Annotated in this window: 15 protein-coding genes; 5 read left to right on the forward strand and 10 right to left on the reverse strand. The window is 63.1% G+C overall.

Going from position 1 to position 18,798, the window contains the following annotated elements; genetic code table 11:
* The first annotated feature begins 6 nt into the window (after window positions 1–6).
* A complete protein-coding gene (locus ABXR19_RS03625; protein ID WP_354599729.1) occupies window positions 7–1,629 on the forward strand; it encodes a methyl-accepting chemotaxis protein in 1,623 nt (540 codons plus the stop codon).
* On the opposite strand, the gene ABXR19_RS03630 is transcribed toward ABXR19_RS03625, so the two are convergent.
* The 9 genes from ABXR19_RS03630 to ABXR19_RS03670 form a co-directional block, all read right to left on the reverse strand.
* Window positions 1,626–2,324, reverse strand: a complete 699-nt coding sequence (locus ABXR19_RS03630; protein ID WP_354599730.1) for a helix-turn-helix transcriptional regulator — start codon at window positions 2,322–2,324, stop codon at window positions 1,626–1,628. The two genes, ABXR19_RS03625 and ABXR19_RS03630, sit on opposite strands and share 4 nt — an antisense overlap.
* A 64-nt stretch (window positions 2,325–2,388) precedes the next feature.
* On the reverse strand, window positions 2,389–2,757 hold the full coding sequence (locus tag ABXR19_RS03635; RefSeq protein WP_354599731.1) for a VOC family protein: 369 nt from the start codon (window positions 2,755–2,757) through the stop codon (window positions 2,389–2,391).
* Window positions 2,758–2,838: 81 nt separating this feature from the next.
* Window positions 2,839–5,184, reverse strand: a complete 2,346-nt coding sequence (locus tag ABXR19_RS03640; RefSeq protein WP_354599732.1) for a heparinase II/III domain-containing protein — start codon at window positions 5,182–5,184, stop codon at window positions 2,839–2,841.
* Between the two features lie 129 nt (window positions 5,185–5,313).
* A complete protein-coding gene (locus tag ABXR19_RS03645; RefSeq protein ID WP_354599733.1) occupies window positions 5,314–6,219 on the reverse strand; it encodes a DMT family transporter in 906 nt (301 codons plus the stop codon).
* 7 nt (window positions 6,220–6,226) lie between these two features.
* Complete coding sequence (locus ABXR19_RS03650; protein WP_354599734.1) at window positions 6,227–7,003, reverse strand: SDR family oxidoreductase; 777 nt, start codon at window positions 7,001–7,003, stop codon at window positions 6,227–6,229.
* Window positions 7,000–7,677 (reverse strand): thiol:disulfide interchange protein DsbA/DsbL, encoded by a 678-nt coding sequence (locus tag ABXR19_RS03655; protein ID WP_354599735.1) that lies wholly within the window; start codon window positions 7,675–7,677, stop codon window positions 7,000–7,002. Before ABXR19_RS03655 ends, ABXR19_RS03650 begins: the two co-directional genes overlap by 4 nt.
* 165 nt (window positions 7,678–7,842) lie before the next feature.
* Entirely contained in the window at window positions 7,843–8,400 is a 558-nt protein-coding gene (locus tag ABXR19_RS03660; RefSeq protein WP_354599736.1) for an SPOR domain-containing protein, read from the reverse strand.
* A gap of 82 nt (window positions 8,401–8,482) precedes the next feature.
* Window positions 8,483–9,139 (reverse strand): carbonate dehydratase, encoded by a 657-nt coding sequence (can, locus tag ABXR19_RS03665; protein WP_354599737.1) that lies wholly within the window; start codon window positions 9,137–9,139, stop codon window positions 8,483–8,485.
* A gap of 149 nt (window positions 9,140–9,288) precedes the next feature.
* Window positions 9,289–9,984 carry a Crp/Fnr family transcriptional regulator gene (locus ABXR19_RS03670; RefSeq protein WP_354599738.1) on the reverse strand — a complete coding sequence of 232 codons (696 nt, stop codon included), beginning with the start codon at window positions 9,982–9,984 and terminating at the stop codon, window positions 9,289–9,291.
* 80 nt (window positions 9,985–10,064) lie between these two features.
* Between ABXR19_RS03670 and earP the strand changes: the two genes are divergently transcribed.
* The 3 genes from earP to ABXR19_RS03685 all read left to right on the forward strand — a co-directional run bounded on the left by earP (window position 10,065) and on the right by ABXR19_RS03685 (window position 12,193).
* Complete coding sequence (gene earP / locus ABXR19_RS03675; protein WP_354599739.1) at window positions 10,065–11,198, forward strand: elongation factor P maturation arginine rhamnosyltransferase EarP; 1,134 nt, start codon at window positions 10,065–10,067, stop codon at window positions 11,196–11,198.
* A 41-nt stretch (window positions 11,199–11,239) separates the two neighbouring features.
* Window positions 11,240–11,797, forward strand: coding sequence for an elongation factor P (efp, locus tag ABXR19_RS03680; protein WP_354599740.1), 558 nt, complete (start codon window positions 11,240–11,242; stop codon window positions 11,795–11,797).
* Between the two features lie 126 nt (window positions 11,798–11,923).
* Window positions 11,924–12,193, forward strand: a complete 270-nt coding sequence (locus ABXR19_RS03685; protein WP_354599741.1) for a hypothetical protein — start codon at window positions 11,924–11,926, stop codon at window positions 12,191–12,193.
* A 222-nt stretch (window positions 12,194–12,415) separates the two neighbouring features.
* Here the strand turns inward: ABXR19_RS03685 and ABXR19_RS03690 are convergent, their stop codons facing one another.
* Entirely contained in the window at window positions 12,416–12,655 is a 240-nt protein-coding gene (locus ABXR19_RS03690) for a hypothetical protein (RefSeq protein ID WP_354599742.1), read from the reverse strand.
* A gap of 72 nt (window positions 12,656–12,727) precedes the next feature.
* Here ABXR19_RS03690 and ABXR19_RS03695 point away from each other — a divergent pair, with 72 nt between their 5' ends.
* On the forward strand, window positions 12,728–18,709 hold the full coding sequence (locus tag ABXR19_RS03695; protein ID WP_354599743.1) for an excinuclease ABC subunit UvrA: 5,982 nt from the start codon (window positions 12,728–12,730) through the stop codon (window positions 18,707–18,709).
* The last annotated feature ends 89 nt before the right edge of the window (window positions 18,710–18,798 follow it).

The following is an 18,798-nucleotide window of genomic DNA, read 5'->3' on the forward strand; positions in this document are numbered from 1 at the left end:
ATCGGCATGAATCTGAATATTACGCAGCGGCTCGTCTTGCTGAGCGCCTCTTCCATCCTGTCGCTGCTCTTGGTATCGATAGCAGGATATTTCGCGGCACACGCGCCGCAAAAAAGTCTAGCCGAGTTTCAAACCAATATCAGACCCAGCCTCGCCTTGCTGAACGAAGTAGAGCGCGATTTTCTGGTGATCCGCCGACTGGTTGCGGTGCATGTTCTTGAGCTTTACGACCCAAAAAAAATGGATGACGAAGCCGCCATCAAATCCGCGCGTGAGCGTATCGAGGCAAACCTGGACCTCTATGCAAAAAGGATGAAAGCCGACGCACAGAATAAAAAACTGCTTGAGGATGAACGCCAGCAGATCCGTGGCTACGATGCGATCACGGCGCAGGTGCTGGAGATGTCGCGCGCCTACGATACCGATGCCGCGCGCGATCTATTCACCAGCAAAGGCGTGGAGCAAGGCACCCGCGTTAGCGCGGCAATCAAGGCCCACCGCGAGTACAACGATCAGCTGGGTGATCAGTCCCAGCTTGCTGCCGCGCAGGAAGCCAGCCTGCTACTGAATATCGCCTGGGCGGTCAGCGCACTCGCGGTAGTCCTCACCGGCACCCTGGCCTTGTTGCTCATCCGCAGCATTCGTGAGTCGCTCAGCGAAGTGCAGCAGACGGTCGAATACATCGAAACCCGGCAAGATTTCACCCGCCGCGTCCGCGTCATCCGCCAAGATGAACTGGGCGCCACCGCCAGCGCCGTCAATCGCCTGATCGAGAAGCTGCAGGGCAACCTGCAAACCATCGCGGCCGGCGCCCATACCCTGGCCGCATCGGCCAGCCAGATGGCTTCCACCTCGACGCACGTTGCGAATGCTTCATCCCAGCAAAGTGCTGCCGCCTCTGACATGGCTGCGACGGTGGAAGAAATGACGGTCAGCATCAATCACGTCGCAGATCGTGCGCAGGAAGCCAACACGCTTTCCAGCGAATCGGGTCAGCTGGCCGCCAATGGCGAGCAGGTGATCGGGCAGACCGTCAGCGACATCAATGATATTGCCGGCTCCGTCCATGACGCCGCCGAACGCATTCACGAACTGGATCACCACGGCAAGCAGATCGCCAGCGTTGTCGCCGTGATCAAGGAAGTAGCCGACCAGACCAATCTGCTGGCCCTGAATGCGGCTATTGAAGCCGCGCGGGCGGGCGAGCAAGGCCGGGGCTTTGCGGTGGTGGCTGACGAGGTGCGCAAGCTGGCGGAACGCACGGCAAAATCGACCCAGGAAATCGAAGCCACCATCAATGCCATGCAAACTTGTGCGGGCAGTGCCGTTGGCTGCATGCAGGAAGCGGTGCGCCGCGTCAACACAGGCGTTTCCGGTGCGCAGGAGGCCAACCAGGCCATCCAGCAAATCCGCGCTGGAAGTCAGCAGGCCGTGCAGCGCGTGGAGGAAATTGCCAGTGCGATTCGCGAACAGGGCGCGGCCACCAACTCGATTGCCGCTCAGGTCGAAAAGATTGCCCAGATGTCGGAGGAGAGCAACGCCTCCGCCGAGGAAAGTGCTGACGCAGCGCAGAGTCTGGATCGGCTGGCCAAGGAAATGCACGGCATCGTGTCGGCCTATCGACTCTAATCACGCTTGACGCGAATGCCTTCCCGGCGCTCCAGCTGATCGAAGAAATCAGCCAGGCGCCGACCGGGCTGATCCGGGAACAGTTCATCCAGCGCGTCGAGCTGCTGGATACGGTCGACGCGAAAATGCCGGAAGTCCCCGCGCAGATCACACCAGCCGATCAGGGTCCAGGCGCGTCCCCAGAAGAACAGGCCGAGCGGCCACAGCGTGCGCAGCGAAGGCGTGCCGTCTTCGCGCACGTAATCCACGCGCACGAAGCGACGCTCGCGCACCGCCACACGCAGCGGCTGCAGCCAGGGCAGGCGCGCCTGTCCGCAGGGCGGCACGAACAAGCGCGCGATCTGGGCTTCGCGCTTGAGGGCTTCGGGCAGCACATTGTGGATCTTGGCCAGCGCCACGCCGGCCGCCGCAGCCAGTTCTGCATCACCCCAGGCCTGCACCATGCGTGCGCCAACGCGCAGGGCTTCCAGCTCCTCCGGATTGAAGAGCAGCGGCGGCACGTCCAGGCGGTAGCGCAGGCGATAGCCCACGCCGGCCTCGCCCTCGATCGGCACGCCGGACAGCGTCAGGTCGTGAATGTCCCGGTACAACGTGCGCAATGACACCTGCAACTGCTCCGCCAGCCACGCGCCCGTCGCGTGACGACGGGCGCGGAGCAGTTCGACGAGACGAAAGAGACGATCAGCGCGGCGCATGGGTCTTTTGTTGGGCAAACAAAGAGCCTGCACCTTACCTCAGTGACGGCTCCGCGTGCGGCCATCAGCCCATCGAGTGCAGGCCGATGACATTGCCTTCGGTATCGAAGAAAAACGCGAAATAGCCGATCTCGGGGCGGATCAGCGTCTTCGGGATGACGATGCTGCCGCCTGCAGCTTCGACGCGGTTCAGCACCTGACTCAGGTCCGTACCGCCGTTCAGGTAGATGCGCGTGCCATCCTTGTGCGGGCGGGCCTCGGCCATCTCGATGAGACAACCGCTGACGGCATCGCCGGCATGCGGCCAGATCGCCATGCGAATGTCCGGCCCGCAGGAATCCTGCTGGAGCTGGACGGCAAAGATCGTTTCGTAGAAACGGCAGGCGCGTTCGAAATTGGTGGTAGGGATTTCAAACCAGTTAATGGCATTCATGCTGAACTCCTTGTTTTGGTTGAGGAGCCCACATCTTGAAGGGGGCCTGCTGACAGCGTGGTGTCAGCAGGCCGTATCGCCCTACTTGAGCACGCTCAGCTGCAGCGGGCCGGCAGCCAGCTGCAGCGTTACGCCACCATCCACCGCCTGCTGCCAACTCAGCGCACCGGCCACGCTTTTCACCGAGAAACCGGGCTTGAGCTGCAGCGTCAGCGGCTGAGTCAGACTGGCCGTCAGATTCAATCCATTGGCATTACGCACGCCTTCCAGACTGATCGGCTGGCTGATCTGCAGGCTGAGCGGCCCGGCAAGACGCGTCGCCTCGATCAAGCTGAAACGCAGCGTATCGCCTTGCGTGGAAAAACTGGCGGCCATGCCGGCAAGCTTCCAATCGCCCGCTTCGACCTGTTTTTCGGCCTCGCGGGCCATCAAGACGATTTCATCCAGCCCCTGCCCGGAGAGCCGCATGGCGTGGCCCTGTGCAGCCTGCATGCTCTGTGAGGCAGGCTGGGCGCCGCTCTCGGAGGCATGCCACGGGTAGAGCAGGGTCAGGAAATTCTGCTGCTTTGCGGCAACTTTCGTTTTGGCCGTCACATGCCATTCGTTCGGCATCTTCGCCTGATAGCTGGCACCGACCGGCGGGCTGAACGCATCGGTCTGGCTGAGCGTCAGCGCACCCGGCGCCGGGACAAGAAAGCGCACGGCGAGGCGCGCATCGCCCTGCTGCTGGACGACTTCATTGCGCTCGGGCGCGAGCGTCATCTGGCTGCGCGCATGCAGTTGCCACTGATACTGAACGGGTTCGGATGCGGCTGCTTCGTCAAGCATCACGAAGTAACGGCGCCCCACAAAGAACACGTGCCGCAAGGCGCGCTCGGCATGCGGGGCATAGGCGCGCGTGGCGTCGCCACTGGCGAAACTGAAACTCGCCCCGTCGGCAAAACGCGTGATGCGCCCGCTGGCCGAGGCGTCTTTGATGCGCTGGCCTTCGCCGCCGAAGAGGATGGCGTTCTTGGCCTTGGTCTGACGGCTCCAGCCGACGTGGTGCGGGCTGTCGTAGAACTCGCGGTAGCCGGAGTTGATCGCCAGTGGCTGACCGAAGGCGTTGAGCACGAAGCTGTTCTGATCCGCAAAACCATGGCTGGCCGAGCCCCGCGGGCTGGAACGGAAGCCGAGCATGATGTCGCGCGCCGCATCGCCCAAGGCCGAGTGCATCGTCACCACGCCGATGTCATCGAAATAGTGGCTCTGTGGCAGATCGGCCAGCTTCGCCTCGGGCAGCTTGGCCTGCGCGCTGCGAAAACTTTGCAGGACGGAATCGATGCCATCGTAGGTGTAGTAGCTGAAAGCCGTGGGCGGTTTCTGGCGCAACGCCTTGGCATAGGCCAGCGGATACGGATCGGCGTTCAGCACGGCGAATTTTTCCATCATCAGGGCGATGCTGCCCGAGGGCCGCATGATGTTGCTGAGATCGCCAAAAAACGAGCCACCGTAAGGCATCAGGCCATACAGCCCGTAGTAAGGGGTGTTGCGCCAGAACGGGCGCTGCAGGGGTTCATTGAAACCGAGCAGGACCATGCCTTCGAGGAAGCGCTGGTGCTGCGAAATGCCGGTGCTCCAGTAGTTCAAGCCCTCGGCCCAGCCGCCGGCCGGCCCGCCCCACACCGGGAACTGGCGCTGGTAATACTCATAGCTCCAAGCCAGCCAGCCCGGCGCATCCGGCGTCTCGTGAAAGAGTGCCAGCCCGCCCTGCCCCAGCGTCGAGATGAAGCGCATCGGGTGGCTCAGGCCATTGTCCGGCGCACCGGCCTGTGTCAGGCTGAACTTGGGCTGTACTTGGGCGGCCAGCACCGTCATACGCGCGATCAGTGCCTTGCCAACGATGGCGCGCTCCTCCGGCGTCAAAGCGGCATAAGCCCAGTCGTAGGCAAAGATCATCGGCCGCAGCGACTGGATGAAGAGTTCGTCATTCGTGCGATACGTCTCGCGGTCGATGTTCCAGCTGGCCAGATGCAGCAGCCAGCGCGCGGCCTCGCGGCCATAGGCCGGGTCTTCGGTGATCAGCCAGGCCAGCGCGTAACGCTGCGCCCAGGCCGCGGTGTCATTGGCTGCCTTGTAACCGGCTTGCCACTGCTTCGTGCCCTCGCTCGTGCCGTTTTTCACCGCGCGCGGCTCGGCGATCAACACCTTGTTGTCCAGCGGCGGCAGCGCCAGCTTGGCCAGCATGGCGCCGTCGGGCTGTGCCGGCAGGATCTTGATGAATTCCCGCAGTGCCGGCAGATCCGCCGGACGCAGGAGCAGGCGCGGATGTTCGTCGAGCAGCGCGGGACGAAATTGCGCAATGCGCGCGGCGACCAGATCGGCATCGCTCTGCGCCAGGGCGAACCCGGGTAGAACAAGCAGCAGCAGGATGAAAAGCGTTTTCATGGTGGATGACTCGCAAGGCGAAAGAGGTTTTATCGGCAGCGCAGACTCATACTGGACACCGTCTGCCAAGCCGCGCGGGCCGGGCCTGTACAAGGCATCTACCCGCTCAGGGCCGACAGACGCCAGTCTTCAGGCAGTGTGCCTTGCAGAGGAACGACTGGCCAGCATCACCCCGGCCAGCACCAGCACACCGCCGCCCAGACTGGCCCACAGCAAGGGCTCGCCGAGGATCAGGGCGGAGAGCAACACGCCGAAGACCGGAACCAGATTGGTAAATTGGGTGGCGCGCGCCGCGCCGATTTCGGCCACGGCCTGGCTGTACCAGACGAAAGACAGTGCCGTGCCCAGCAGGCCCATGTAGGCCATTGCACCCCAAGCGGTAAGGGTCGGCAAATGCCAACCGGCCGCCTGCCATTCGAAGCCGGCCGGAATCGCCAGCATGACTGTGCCGCAAAGAATCGAGAAGAAGGTCAGCGACAGGGCATCGATGCCCTGCGCGCGATAGCGCAGCAACAGGGTGTAAACCACCCAGGCCAGCACCGCGCCGAAGATATACAACTCACCCAGCCCGACCGCGCCGGCAAACAGGCTCAGCGGCTGGCCATGCGAGACGACGATCACCGCCCCGGCAAAGGACAGCAGCACGCCCAGCACTTGCCGCCCGGCCCAGCGCGCGCGCTGCAGCCACTGCACCGCACACAGCGTCAGCACCGGACTGGCGGCCACGATCAGGGCCGCACGGCTAGCCGGCACCTGGGCGAGGCCGGCGAAGAAGCCGGCGTTGTAGGCAAAAATACCGCTCGCGCCGAGCGCCAGCATCAGCCACCACTGCCGCCCCTGTGGCCATACGATGTGCCGACCGAAGGCCCAGGCATAGACACCCAGACCGATCAGGGCGAAGCAGAAACGCAGCGTCGCGGCAACGAAGTGCGGCATGCTCTGGGCAAGAAAACGCCCGGCAATGAAGGTGCCACCCCAGAACAGAGTGACCAATACCAGACGGATAAAGATGCCGCGAGAGACGCTGCCCGGCATGCGGCGATTACAGCTTCAGGCCGCGCGGTTTGCGTCCGGCCCTGGCCGCCAGCCGGTCATACAGCCAGCATGGTACGAGCGCCAGCAGCTTGGCCACGACACCCATCGGCCAGGGAATCGTGGCGCGCGGCGCGGCGCGATCAATCGCCCGGATGAAGCGCAGCGCCGCCTCGTCCGCATCGATGATAAAAGGCATGGCGTAGGTATTCACGTCGGTCATCGGCGTGCGGATATAGCCGGGGCGGATCTCGCTGACCCGCACGCCGCTACCGCGCAACTCGACGCGCAGGCTTTCCAGATAACGACTCGCCGCCGCCTTGGACGCGCTGTAAGCGCCAGCACCGGGCAGACCACGCACACCCGCCACGGAGGAAATCCCCACCAGTTGGCCCGCACAGGCGCGGCGCATATCCATGACAAAAGGTTGAAACGTGGCGACCATGCCAAGCAGGTTGGTCCGCAAAACGCGCTCGAACACGGCCAGATCGCCGCGTTCCTCGGTCAGCGTGCCGGCCGAAACACCGGCATTGGCGATCACCACATCCGGCAAACCGAAACGCTCGACGAAGGCGCGCGCCGCGACGGCGACTTGCTCGGGTTCGGCCACGTCGGCGACGTACACCGCATGTTCGCCGGGCAGGCTCAGGAGCAAGGCGTCGAGCGCCTCAAGCCGCCGCGCCACCAGACCCAGGGTGGCGCCGCGTGCAGCATAGGCGCGCGCCAATGCCGCGCCGATCCCGCTGGACGCGCCCGTAATGAAGACGCGCTGCGGGGCGACGCTCACTTGCCTGCAGGTTTCTTCGCTGCCGCTGCCGCTGGCGCCGGCGCTGCCGCTGGCGCCGCAGCCACCGGGCCGCGCACTTTGGCAATCAGGCTGCTGGCCGTGACCAGACTTTTCGGATCCCCGCCTTCAAGCATGTATTTGCCCTGAATCGCCAGCGCGGGCACGCCCATAACCTTGTAGGCTGCCGACTGCTGTTCGCTGCGCTTGGCCAGCGAATCAATGCTGAAAGAGCGCCAGGTGTCGTTGAACTTGCGCACATCGACGCCCTGCTTGGTCAGCCACTCATTACGTGTCTTTTCGTCGTCAAGTTTGACCCGACCACGATGCACCGCATCGAACACGGCGGGATCAAGCTTGTCGGAAAGGCCCAGCGCATTCAGCGTCAGATACAAACGCCCCAAGGCGGCCCATTCAGGGCGGCCAAAGGACACCGGCACGCGCTTGAAGACCACATCCTTGGCCTGTTCGCCACGCCATTTGGCCAGGATCGGATCAAAGCTGTCGCAGTGCGAGCAGCCATACGAGAAAAATTCGATGACCTCGATCTGCCCGTTACCAACCGTCGGCTGCGCCGGATTCAAGGTTTGATAAGCCGGCTGCTGGGCTTGGGCAAAACTGCTCAGGGCTAGCAATGCAGTGACAGCAGCAAACTTCAGGATGTGACGACGTTGCATGAAACTTCTCCAGATTCGATAGTGTAAAAGTCGCAGAGCGACTTCTCGAAGCGCCCCTCGCCCATTTGGGGAGAGGGGTTGGGGGTAAGGGAAACGGGTATGACTTTCATGCTCATAAATGGTTTCAAAGTCATAACCATTACTTAACAAAGGGGCGAGTCAGACTCAGGGCTTCGATCGCACAATTGCGCTTTCTATCCCGTCAGTCGCCAAACGGGCACGCATGGATTCGGCCGCATCAGTCGAGCCAAAAGTTCCCAGACGCACCCGATAGAAAATTCCCTTGATGCCCAGGTCAACCCGTTGCACCGTAGCCTCGATCCCCATCAGCGCGAGACGTGCTTTCAGATTGTCGGCGTCTGACGGATTCTGATAGGCCCCGGCCTGCAGATAGATGCGCTCTGCCACGACCTCGACCGGCTTGTCCTCCACCGGTGTTGACGCAGCTTCGCCGCCCGGCAGGATCTTGTAAAAATCGAACTTGGGTTTGCCGACGGGCTGGTCGCCGGGCTTGCCGGGCAGGCTAATCGGGACACTTTGCGTCGCCACCGGCGCGCTCTGCTGCGGACGCGCGGTCGGCCCCTCTGCCTTGAAAGGTTTGTGGCCGAAGTTGATATAGAGCGCCACGCCCACGGCAATCACCGCACCGACCAGCAAGCCGATCAGCACGCCGGCCAGAGTGCCGCCCCACTGATCACGCTGAACACCGGAATTACAAGACATGCCCACTCCCCAAAAATTTCGCCGAGTATAACCTGCGACTCGATTACGCCTGCTCGCTCACCATTTCACGCCCGGACGAGCGTCAAACCCGCTGCATGATCTCTGACACTGCCGCCTCATAAATCCCCGGGGCGTCATCATCACGTTCGATGCTGGTGCCCAGCTCGCGCACGATGCCGTCAGCCAGATCGTAGATCCAGCCATGCACGGCGACCTCCTGCCCACGCGCCCAAGCGTCGCGCAGCACGGTGGTTTCAGCCACGTTCAGCGCCTGTTCCACCACATTCAATTCGCACAGGCGATCCACCCGCGTCGTCACATCCTCGATGGCACGCAAGCCGCCACGATACTTGTCGCGCACGTCCTGCACATGCCGCAACCAGTTGTCGGCCAGACCAACGCGCTGGTCCTGCAAAGCCGCCCTGACGCCACCGCAGCCGTAATGACCGACGATCAGGATGTGCTTCACCTTCAGCACATCCACCGCGTATTGCACCACCGACAGGCAATTCAGATCGGTGTGTACCACGACGTTGGCGATATTGCGATGAACGAAGACTTCACCCGGCGCCAGCCCGATGATTTCGTTGGCCGGCACGCGGCTGTCGGAACAACCGATCCACAAAAACTCCGGATTCTGCTGAGACACCAGACGCGAAAAGTACTCCGGGTCGCGCGTGCGCTGTTTCTGGGACCAGGCCTGGTTGCGTGCCAGTAAATCTTGCAGGGGAATTGTCATGAATAAGGTGTTCCAGGATGCGGGCAGAGCGCAGATTCTAGCTGATTGGTGCGGAGGGTACGTCTGTGCAGGTGCGACTTCAGTCGCACTCCACGCGCGGATGGCCGACTAAAGTCGGCCCTACGTGAAAGCGACCTCCATCGCAGGAATCAGGCTTCGTAGTCGCGCAGCCTGGACACATCCGGCACGCGGATGGTCTTGCCATCCACCTCGACCAGCCCGGCGCTGCTGAGCGTGTGCAGGATGCGCGAAAAGGTTTCCGGCGTCACCGACAGACGCGAGGCCAGCACCTGTTTGCTGGTCGGCAGATCGATTTCGAGCGCGCCTTGCGCCAGCCCGCCTTCACCGGCCTCACCGAGCAAGTAGCCAATCAGGCGCTGGGACGACGAGCGCAATGCGTAGCCTTCCACATCCTTGACCAGCGAATGCAGACGCACCGACAGGCCGGCGAGCATCTTGCGCGCAAACAGCTTGTTGGTATCGATCAGCTCCTGCACCGGCTCACGCGGAATGCTCAGCACCAGCGAATCGGTCAAGGCTTCGGCCGCCACCGGGAAGGGCCGGTCGAGAAACATCACGGCTTCGCCAAAACTCATGCGTGCCGGAATGATTTCCAGCACCTTCTCGTTGCCGTTGGGCGAGGTCACGGCCAGCTTGATCTGGCCATGCACCACCACGTAAAAACCGTCGCAGGGGTCGTTCTGGCGGAACAGCACTTCGCCGCGCACCAAACGATGCTCGCCGACGGTCTCGGCAATGCGGTCCAGCGACTCGGCATCGACCACCGCAAACAGGGGCAGGCGGCTCAGCAGGCCACGCACATCGGCTTTGAGTTGTTTTTCCATATTTTTTTGACTTGCTGCGAAAATGTCGGGGTGCGCTAACGTAACACAGCGCACGCCCGCCCACGCCTCCGACCCCGCCAATGCCCACCCTGCGCTGCGACATCTTCTGCAAAGTCATCGACAACTATGGCGACATCGGCGTGTGCTGGCGACTGGCCCGCCAGCTCGTCGCTGAGCATGGCCTGGCGGTGCGCCTGTGGGTCGATGACCTGGCGGTGTTCGCGCGCCTGGAAGCCCGCGTCGACGCCCACGCCAACTCGCAGGCTATCGCGGGAGTGACGATCTGCCCGTGGGAGGCCGCCACGCACGCCGAGGCCGCCGACATCGTGATCGAAGCCTTCGCCTGCGATCCGCCCGACGCCTATATCAGCGCCATGGCCGCCCGCCCGCAGCGACCCGCCTGGATCAATCTCGACTACCTGACGGCCGAAGCCTGGGCGGCAGGCAGCCATGGCCTGCCCTCGCCGCATCCACGCCTGCCCCTGCTCAAATACTTCTTCTTCCCCGGCTTCACCCCTGACACCGGCGGACTGATCCGCGAAGCCGCACTGCTCGCTGATCTGCAGGCCTTCAGGCTGGACAGGCACGCACAGCAAGCCTTCTGGAGCAGCATGGCTGTAGAGCCACCACCGGAGAGGGTCTTGAAGCTATCCCTGTTCGCTTATGAAAACGCCGCCCTGCCCGACTTGCTCGACGCCTGGGCAAATGGTGAACGCGAGATCTTCTGCGCGGTCACCGCCGGGCGGCATGTACCGCAAGTGCAGGCCTGGGCAGGCGCTTCGCTGCGCCACGGCCGCCTCACCCTCGCCTTCCTGCCCTTCCTGACCCAGCCCGACTACGACCGCCTGCTCGCCGCCTGCGATCTGAATTTCGTGCGTGGAGAGGATTCCTTCGTGCGGGCCCAATGGGCCAATCATCCTTGCGTGTGGCACATCTATCAGCAGGAGGAAGGCGCGCACCTGGCCAAACTGGCCGCCTTTCTGGACTTGTACTGCGCTGCACTCAGCCCGGCCGAGAGCCAAGCTCTGCGCGACCTCTGGCAGGCCTGGGAGGACGAGGCAGAGGCTGGCGCACACTGGCCCGCCATGCTTGCCGCCCTGCCAGCACTGCAAACGCATTCGGAACAATGGACGCAAAATCTTGTCTCACACGGCGATTTGGCATCCAAGCTGCTGATTTTTTGCAAAAACTTGCTAGAATGCCCGGCTTTGTAAACTTCGTCAGGCGCTCGTGGGCGCCGCTTTAAGGTGTCCCTATGAAAACCGCTCAAGAACTCCGCGTCGGCAACGTCGTGATGGTTGGTCCCGATGCACTGGTCGTGCAGCGCGCTGAATACTCCAAAGGTGGCCGCAACTCCGCCCAGGTCAAGATGAAATTCAAGAACCTGCTGACCGAAGCCGGTTCCGAATTCGTTTACAAGGCCGACGACAAGTTCGAAGTCGTCTCGCTGGATCGCAAGGAAGTGACCTATTCCTACTTCGCCGACCCGATGTATGTGTTCATGGACGCCGAGTACAACCAGTACGAAATCGAGCCGGACAACATGACCGACGCGCTGAAGTATCTGGAAGATGGCCTGAAGTGCGAAGTCGTGTTCTACAACGAAAAAGCCATTTCGGTCGAACTGCCGACCATGGTGCAGCGTCTGGTGGTTTACACCGAACCCGCCGTCAAGGGCGACACCTCCGGCAAGGTCATGAAGCCGGCGCGTCTGGCCACAGGTTTTGAACTACCGGTGCCGGCCTTTGTCGAAATCGGTGACAAGATCGAAATCGACACCCGCACCGACGAATACAAGAGCCGCGTGAAGTAATTTGCGCTGTTGCTGATTCGAGAAAGGGGCCTGCGGGCCCCTTTTGCATTTCCGGGAGCCTGTCGGACGGTGGTGTTTTGTATTGTTCGGCTGGCGTATCCTTCGCGCAAACCCAAGGAGATCTCCATGCAAAAAATCCTGATCCTCAGTCTGTGCGCCCTGCTCGCCGCCTGCGCGGGCCAGAGCGTCAAGGAAGGCGCCAAATCCGCCAGCGGTGAAGTGGCCGAGGGCGCCAAAGCGGTGGCCAATGGCGCCGTCGAAGCCGCCAAAGTCGTCAAGGACACGGCCGTCGAGGTCTATCACGGCGCGGCAGATGTCGGCAAAAAGGTGGGGAGCGACGCCGCCGACGTGGGCAAGGATGTGGGCAAGAAGACCAAGGAAACTTTCACGAAATAGGCCTCTGCAGAGCCGCACCCCGCTTGCCTCTTCAGGCAGACTGCCTGCACAGGGCCGTCTGATGGGGATCTTCGGGCAACTCACAGACGCAGGCGAAGAGCTTCGCGGGCTCCGCAACAATCCCCCCGCCGCGTCATTCCGGACTTGATCCGGAATGACGATTTTGAAGGTGGTGTCATCAGTTCAGAAGCTCACTACTGGCGCCCGCAAAGGGAGCCAAACTCAATCCTGCAATTCCGACTCCAGCTTACCCAGCTCTTCCTCGGCCGAACCATGCTGGGCGAAATTGCGCCCAGCCTTGGCGTACCAGAAGCTGGCATTCTCCAAATCGCCCTCCTGAATGTGCACGATGCCGTGCAGCCAGGTGCCGAGCAGGGATTCATCGGCGCGCACCATCAGGTGAGTCTTGTCCCAGTCGCCATGACGGGCATGCACTACGGCGTGACGAAGATTGATCATCATGACTCCCTTCTGGTGAGGTGATCCTGCGACAATTCTGGCACACATAAAAAAACTTGCCGGACTCCCCCAGCCATGTCTCAACATCCGTACATCCGCATTCGCGGCGCACGCCAGAACAACCTGAAGAACATCGACCTGGACATTCCCATCGGCGAGCTGGTGGTGGTGACCGGGCCGTCAGGTTCGGGCAAGAGCTCGCTGGTCTTCGACACGCTCTACGCCGAGGGTCAGCGCCGCTACGTCGAGACCTTCTCGCCTTACGCGCGCCAGTTCCTCGACCGCATGGACAAGCCGCAGGTCGACGCCATCGAGGGCGTGCCACCGGCGATCGCCATCGATCAGAGCAATCAGGTGCGCACCTCGCGCTCCACGGTCGGCACCATGACCGAGCTGGCGGACTATCTGAAGCTGCTCTACGCCCGCGCCAGCCACCTGTACTGCAAAGGCTGCGGCGTAAAGGTCGAGCGCGAAACGCCACAGACCATCCTCGCCAGCTTGGCCGCGCGTTGCCCTGCCCATGAGGATCCACGGCTGGCCATCGTCGCGCCGTTGCCGATTCCCGAGAATTTCACCATAGAGGAAATGCGCGTCCATCTGGAGCGCCAGGGCTTCACGCGCATCACCGAAGATGACAAACGCCTGCTGGTGACGGTGGACCGTTTCCGCTTCGGCAACACCGAAACCGCGCGCGTGGCCGAGGCGCTGGAATCGGCGCTACGTCTGGCCAACGGCAAAGTCGAAGTGCATCTGGGCGGCGAAGCGGTCGTGACGCAAGTCGCAAGTCGCAAGTCGCAAGTCGAAAAACCCGAGGCATCCCAAGCGACTCACGACTCGCGACTCGCGACTCACGAGATCTGGAAGTTCTCTGCGGATCTGCACTGCGCCGAGTGCGACATCCATTACGCCACGCCCAGCTCCGCAAATTTTTCCTTCAACTCCGCCGTCGGCGCCTGCGAGACCTGCAAGGGTTTCGGCCGCGTGGTCGGCATTGATCCGGGCCTGATCGTGCCGGACGAATCGAAGACCCTGGCCGGCGGCGCGGTCAAGCCCTGGCAGAGCGAGAGCTACCACGAGTGTCAGGACGACCTGATGAAAATGGCGCGCCTGCGTGGCGTGGCCACCGACATCGCCTGGCGCGACCTGCCTGAAGAGCATCGCATCTGGGTCATGGAAGGCGAGCCGGAGTTCAAGACCTGGCAGCGTTCCTGGCCGAAATACTGGTACGGCGTGCGCCACTTCTTCGACTGGCTGGAAACCAAGGCCTACAAGATGCACATCCGCGTCTTGCTGAGCCGCTACCGCGCCTACACCGACTGCCCGGCCTGCGCTGGCGCACGGCTGAAGACGGATTCGCTGCTGTGGCGGATTGGCTCGAAAGAACAGGCCGATGTGGCGCTTGGCATTTCCCCTCTCCCGCTTGCGGGAGAGGGTGGCCCGCAGGGCCGGGAGAGGGTGCTTGTCACGCGTGCCCTCTCCCCCAGCCCCTCTCCCGCAAGCGGGCGAGGGGAGTACGTTCCCGCGCAGCGCCAACGTTTCCGCCCCACCGGCATGCGCCTTTCCAGCGAAGCCCTGCGAGCCCTGCCCGGCCTGTCGCTGCACGACACGATGACTCTACCCATCGAACGCGCCCGCGACTTCTTCCGCGCGCTGAAGATCGAAGGCAGCAGCGGCGATGCGGTCGATCTGGTGATGAACGAGATCCGTGGCCGCTTGAGCTATCTGTGCGAGGTCGGTCTGGCTTATCTGAGTCTGGATCGCCAGAGTCGCACGCTCTCCGGCGGCGAGGTGCAACGCATCAACCTGACCACCGCGCTGGGCACTTCGCTGGTGAATACGCTGTTCGTGCTCGATGAGCCCTCCATCGGCCTGCACCCGCGCGATATCGAACGCATCAACGGCGTGATGCGCCGCCTGCGCGATGCCGGCAATTCGCTGGTGGTGGTCGAACACGATCCGGCCGTGATGCTGAATGCCGATCGCATTGTCGACATCGGCCCCGGCCCCGGCGCGGCCGGCGGACACATCGTCTTCAACGGCACACCGGAAGAACTGCTGGCAAGCGCAGAGACACCAAGCCAATCGCAGGGCCGCCCCAAGATTGGCGCTGCCCCCTCGGGGGGCGGTGTGGGCGATTGTGCCCACACCGGGGGCTCACTTACTGCGCAATTTTTGAGTGGCCAACGCAAGGTCGATGCCGGCCTCGTGCGTCAGACCGTCGACGCCAAGACACCACGCCTGCGCCTGCTCGGCGCCACTGCCAACAACCTGAAAAACGTCGACCTTGCCGTACCCTTGGGCAAGCTGGTGTGCGTCACCGGCGTCTCCGGCTCGGGCAAATCGACGCTGATTCAGGACGTACTCTATCCCGCACTGAAGAAGGCCAAGGGCGAAGCCACCGAAGCGCCCGGCGCTTTCGCCAGGCTCGAAGGCGATGCGCTGATCGAAGCCATCGTCATGGTCGATCAGAGCCAGATCGGCAAGACCACGCGCTCCAATCCGGCCAGTTACGTGGGCGCCTTCGATGTGATCCGCAAACGCTTCGCGGCCCTGCCCGAAGCCGAACAGCGCGGCTACACCGCCGGCACTTTTTCCTTCAATTCGGGCGACGGGCGCTGCCCGACTTGCGGCGGCAACGGCTTCGAACACGTCGAGATGCAGTTCCTCTCCGACGTCTACCTGCGCTGCCCGGATTGCGACGGCACACGCTATCGCCCCGAACTGCTGGAGCTGCAATTCCAGGGCAAGAACATCGCCGAGGTGCTGGAGCTGACCTGCGCCGATGCACTGGCCTTCTTCAGCCATGACAAGGACGTCGTGCGCAGCATCCAGCCACTGGTCGACGTCGGCCTCGATTACCTGACGCTGGGCCAACCGGTGCCGACACTTTCCGGCGGCGAAGCCCAGCGCCTCAAGCTGGCCGGGCATCTGGCGGAATATGCGACCAAGTCCTCGAAGAAAAAAGCCTCGACCAAAGGCTCGCTCTTCCTGTTTGACGAACCAACTACCGGCCTGCACTTCGGCGACATCGAAAAACTTTTGAGAGCCCTGCGTGCGCTGGTCGATGCCGGCAACACCGTGCTGGTCGTCGAACACAATCTGGACGTCATGCGCGCTGCCGACTGGCTGATCGATCTCGGCCCCGAAGGCGGCGACGGGGGTGGCGAGATCCTCGTCGAAGGTACGGTCGAGGATGTGATCGCCTGCACGCGCTCGCATACCGGACGGGCGCTGGCCGAGGACGCCTCTCGCGCCATTACCAACGGTGGGTTGTCGCTGCGCTCCGAACCCACCCTACAGGCTGCCGAAACGCGCGCGACTTATCGTCCGATCAACGATGCCATCACCATCACCCACGCCCGCGAGCACAACCTCAAGAACATCTCGCTGGCGATCCAGCACAACAAGTTCACTGTGGTCACCGGCGTGTCCGGTTCGGGCAAATCCACGCTGGCCTTTGACATCCTGTTTGCCGAGGGTCAGCGCCGCTATCTGGAATCACTGAACGCCTACGCACGCCAGTTCGTGCAGCCGGCGAGCAAGCCGGATGTGGATGCGATCCACGGCATTCCACCAACCGTGGCCATCGAGCAGCGCACCAGCCGTGGCGGGCGCAAGAGCACGGTCGGCACGCTGACCGAGGTGCATCACTTCCTGCGCCTGCTCTTCGTGAAGCTCGGCACCCAGCACTGCCCGGACTGCCAATGCGCCATCGAACCGCAAAGCCAGGACGCCATCGCCGCGCGTCTGCTGCGCGATTATCGTGGCCAGAAGATTGGCCTGCTTGCACCACTGGTGGTCAATCGCAAGGGGCTGTACACCGATCTGGCGAAATGGGCCAAGGGCAAGGGCTACACGCATTTGCGCGTGGACGGCGAATTTCTGCCGGTCGCGCCCTGGCCGCGGCTGGACCGCTTCAAGGAACACAACATCGAACTGCCGGTTAGCGATGTCGAGGTGCGCGCCAACAACGAGGCCGAATTGCGCGAGAAGCTTGCCGGCGCCTTGGGCATCGGCAAGGGCACAATTCGCGTGATCACACCAGATCGTCATCCCCGCGAAGGCGGGGATCCAGCGTCTTTGACGCCACAAGAAGAGTCACTGGATTCCCGCCTTCGCGGGAATGACGGAGCCGTGTTCTCCACCCTGCGCGCCTGCCCCAGTTGCGGCACCAGCTTCCCGGAGCTTGATCCGCGCCTGTTTTCCTACAATTCGAAGCACGGTTGGTGCGAGAGCTGCTGCGGCACCGGCGTCGAGATTCCGGTGTGGATGAAAGATGCGGAAGTCGACGTCGCCGAGATGGAATTCGCCGGGCTGGACGAAGGCGGCGCCGAAGTCGCCTGTCGCGCCTGCCACGGCGAGCGCCTGAACCCGGTGGCGCGTGCCGTGCGCTATCGCGACGCGTCGATTACGGACTACAGCAAGCGCAGCGTCGACGCGCTGGGCGAATGGGTCAATGCGCTGAAACTGACCGGCCGCGAAGCCGGCATCGGCCGCGACATCATGAGCGAGCTGAAACACCGCTTGGCCTTCCTGCACGACGTGGGCCTCGGCTACCTCGCGCTGGAACGCGGCGCGCCGACCTTGTCCGGCGGCGAGGCGCAACGCATCCGGCTTGCCTCGCAACTCGGCAGCAATCTGCGCGGCGTGTGTTACGTGCTCGACGAGCCTTCGATCGGACTCCATCCGCGCGACAACGGCGTGCTGCTGGACATGCTCGAAGCATTGCGCGCCAAGGGCAACACGGTGGTGGTGGTGGAGCACGACGAGGAAACCATCCGCCGCGCCGACGAGGTGCTTGATCTCGGCCCCGGCGCCGGCACGCGTGGCGGGCATTTGATCGCCCAAGGCACGGCCGAGGAACTGATTGCCTCGCCCGACTCCGTCACCGGTCGATGCCTGCGCGATCCACTCCAGCACCCGCTGCACAGCCGCGCTGCGCCTCAGTCTACAGACCCCTTCATCGTCCTGACGGGGGGCAAACAACACAATCTGCAGGACGTGAATGTGCGCGTACCGCTGAACCGCCTGACGGTCGTCACCGGCGTGTCCGGCTCGGGCAAATCCACGCTGGCGCGCGACGTGCTGCACGCCAACCTGAAACGCCTGATCGGCGGCGAGGATGAGGATGCGGCCAAGCCGGCCGGGCGCAAGTCCGCCAAACCGATGCCGCGCACCCACAAGGCCGTCAGCGGTATTCAGGGCTGCGAGCGCATCGAGGGCTGGCAGGCCGTGGGCCGCGTGCTCGAAGTCGACCAGACGCCGATCGGCAAGACACCACGCAGTTGCCCGGCCACCTACGTCGGTTTCTGGGACGAAATCCGCAAGCTCTACGCTGGCACCGAGACCGCCAAGCTGCGCGGCTGGAGCGCGGCGCGTTTCTCCTTCAACACCGGCGAAGGGCGCTGCCCGGCCTGTGAAGGCGCCGGCCAGCAGACCGTGGCGATGAGCTTCCTGCCGGACGTGAAGGTGCATTGCGAGGTATGCAACGGCCAGCGCTTCAACCCGGAAACCCTCAGCGCGACCTGGCGTGACAAGAGCATTGCCGAGGTGCTGGCGATGGAGGTCGACGAGGCCGTCGAGTTCTTCGCCGCGCATCCGAAAACCGCGCATCCGCTGCGCCTGCTGCAGGACGTCGGCCTCGGCTACCTGACCCTGGGCCAGGCTTCGCCGACGCTCTCGGGTGGCGAAGCGCAGCGCATCAAGCTGGTGACCGAGCTGTCCAAGGTCAAAACCGATCCGGCCGTGCGCGCCTCACGCTTCAAGAGCCCGCACACGCTCTACGTGCTGGACGAGCCCACCGTCGGATTACATATGGCGGATGTCGCGAAGCTGATCACCGTGCTGCACCGTCTGGTCGAAGCCGGCAACACCGCGCTGGTCATCGAGCATGATCTGGACGTGATGGCCGAGGCTGACTGGCTGATCGACATGGGGCCGGAAGGCGGCGATGCCGGCGGGCGCGTGGTGTATGAAGGGCCACTGGCTGGCGTGCTGAAAGCCGATTCGCATACCGGACGGGCCCTGAAGGCCTTTTTGAAGAGAACGAAGCGATAGCGCTGAAGAGCCGCTTCCAGCGGACTTCTCCAGCAAGGCATGCTGAAGAAGTCCGCCCATTGCGGCTTTTCAGGCAGGTCTGTTGTAAA

The sequence above is a fragment of the Uliginosibacterium flavum genome, from assembly GCF_040566545.1.
Classification (GTDB): domain Bacteria; phylum Pseudomonadota; class Gammaproteobacteria; order Burkholderiales; family Rhodocyclaceae; genus Uliginosibacterium; species Uliginosibacterium flavum.

Coding starts and splice junctions, on each gene's coding strand:
- efp (WP_354599740.1), top strand. CDS start 11,240: ATGAAAACCGCTCAAGAACTCCGCGTCGGCAACGTCGTGATGGTTGGT.
- ABXR19_RS03670 (WP_354599738.1), bottom strand. CDS start 9,984: ATGGAAAAACAACTCAAAGCCGATGTGCGTGGCCTGCTGAGCCGCCTG.
- can (WP_354599737.1), bottom strand. CDS start 9,139: ATGACAATTCCCCTGCAAGATTTACTGGCACGCAACCAGGCCTGGTCC.
- ABXR19_RS03625 (WP_354599729.1), top strand. CDS start 7: ATGAATCTGAATATTACGCAGCGGCTCGTCTTGCTGAGCGCCTCTTCC.
- ABXR19_RS03630 (WP_354599730.1), bottom strand. CDS start 2,324: ATGCGCCGCGCTGATCGTCTCTTTCGTCTCGTCGAACTGCTCCGCGCC.
- ABXR19_RS03685 (WP_354599741.1), top strand. CDS start 11,924: ATGCAAAAAATCCTGATCCTCAGTCTGTGCGCCCTGCTCGCCGCCTGC.
- ABXR19_RS03690 (WP_354599742.1), bottom strand. CDS start 12,655: ATGATGATCAATCTTCGTCACGCCGTAGTGCATGCCCGTCATGGCGAC.
- ABXR19_RS03660 (WP_354599736.1), bottom strand. CDS start 8,400: ATGTCTTGTAATTCCGGTGTTCAGCGTGATCAGTGGGGCGGCACTCTG.
- ABXR19_RS03640 (WP_354599732.1), bottom strand. CDS start 5,184: ATGAAAACGCTTTTCATCCTGCTGCTGCTTGTTCTACCCGGGTTCGCC.
- ABXR19_RS03645 (WP_354599733.1), bottom strand. CDS start 6,219: ATGCCGGGCAGCGTCTCTCGCGGCATCTTTATCCGTCTGGTATTGGTC.
- earP (WP_354599739.1), top strand. CDS start 10,065: ATGCCCACCCTGCGCTGCGACATCTTCTGCAAAGTCATCGACAACTAT.
- ABXR19_RS03695 (WP_354599743.1), top strand. CDS start 12,728: ATGTCTCAACATCCGTACATCCGCATTCGCGGCGCACGCCAGAACAAC.
- ABXR19_RS03635 (WP_354599731.1), bottom strand. CDS start 2,757: ATGAATGCCATTAACTGGTTTGAAATCCCTACCACCAATTTCGAACGC.
- ABXR19_RS03655 (WP_354599735.1), bottom strand. CDS start 7,677: ATGCAACGTCGTCACATCCTGAAGTTTGCTGCTGTCACTGCATTGCTA.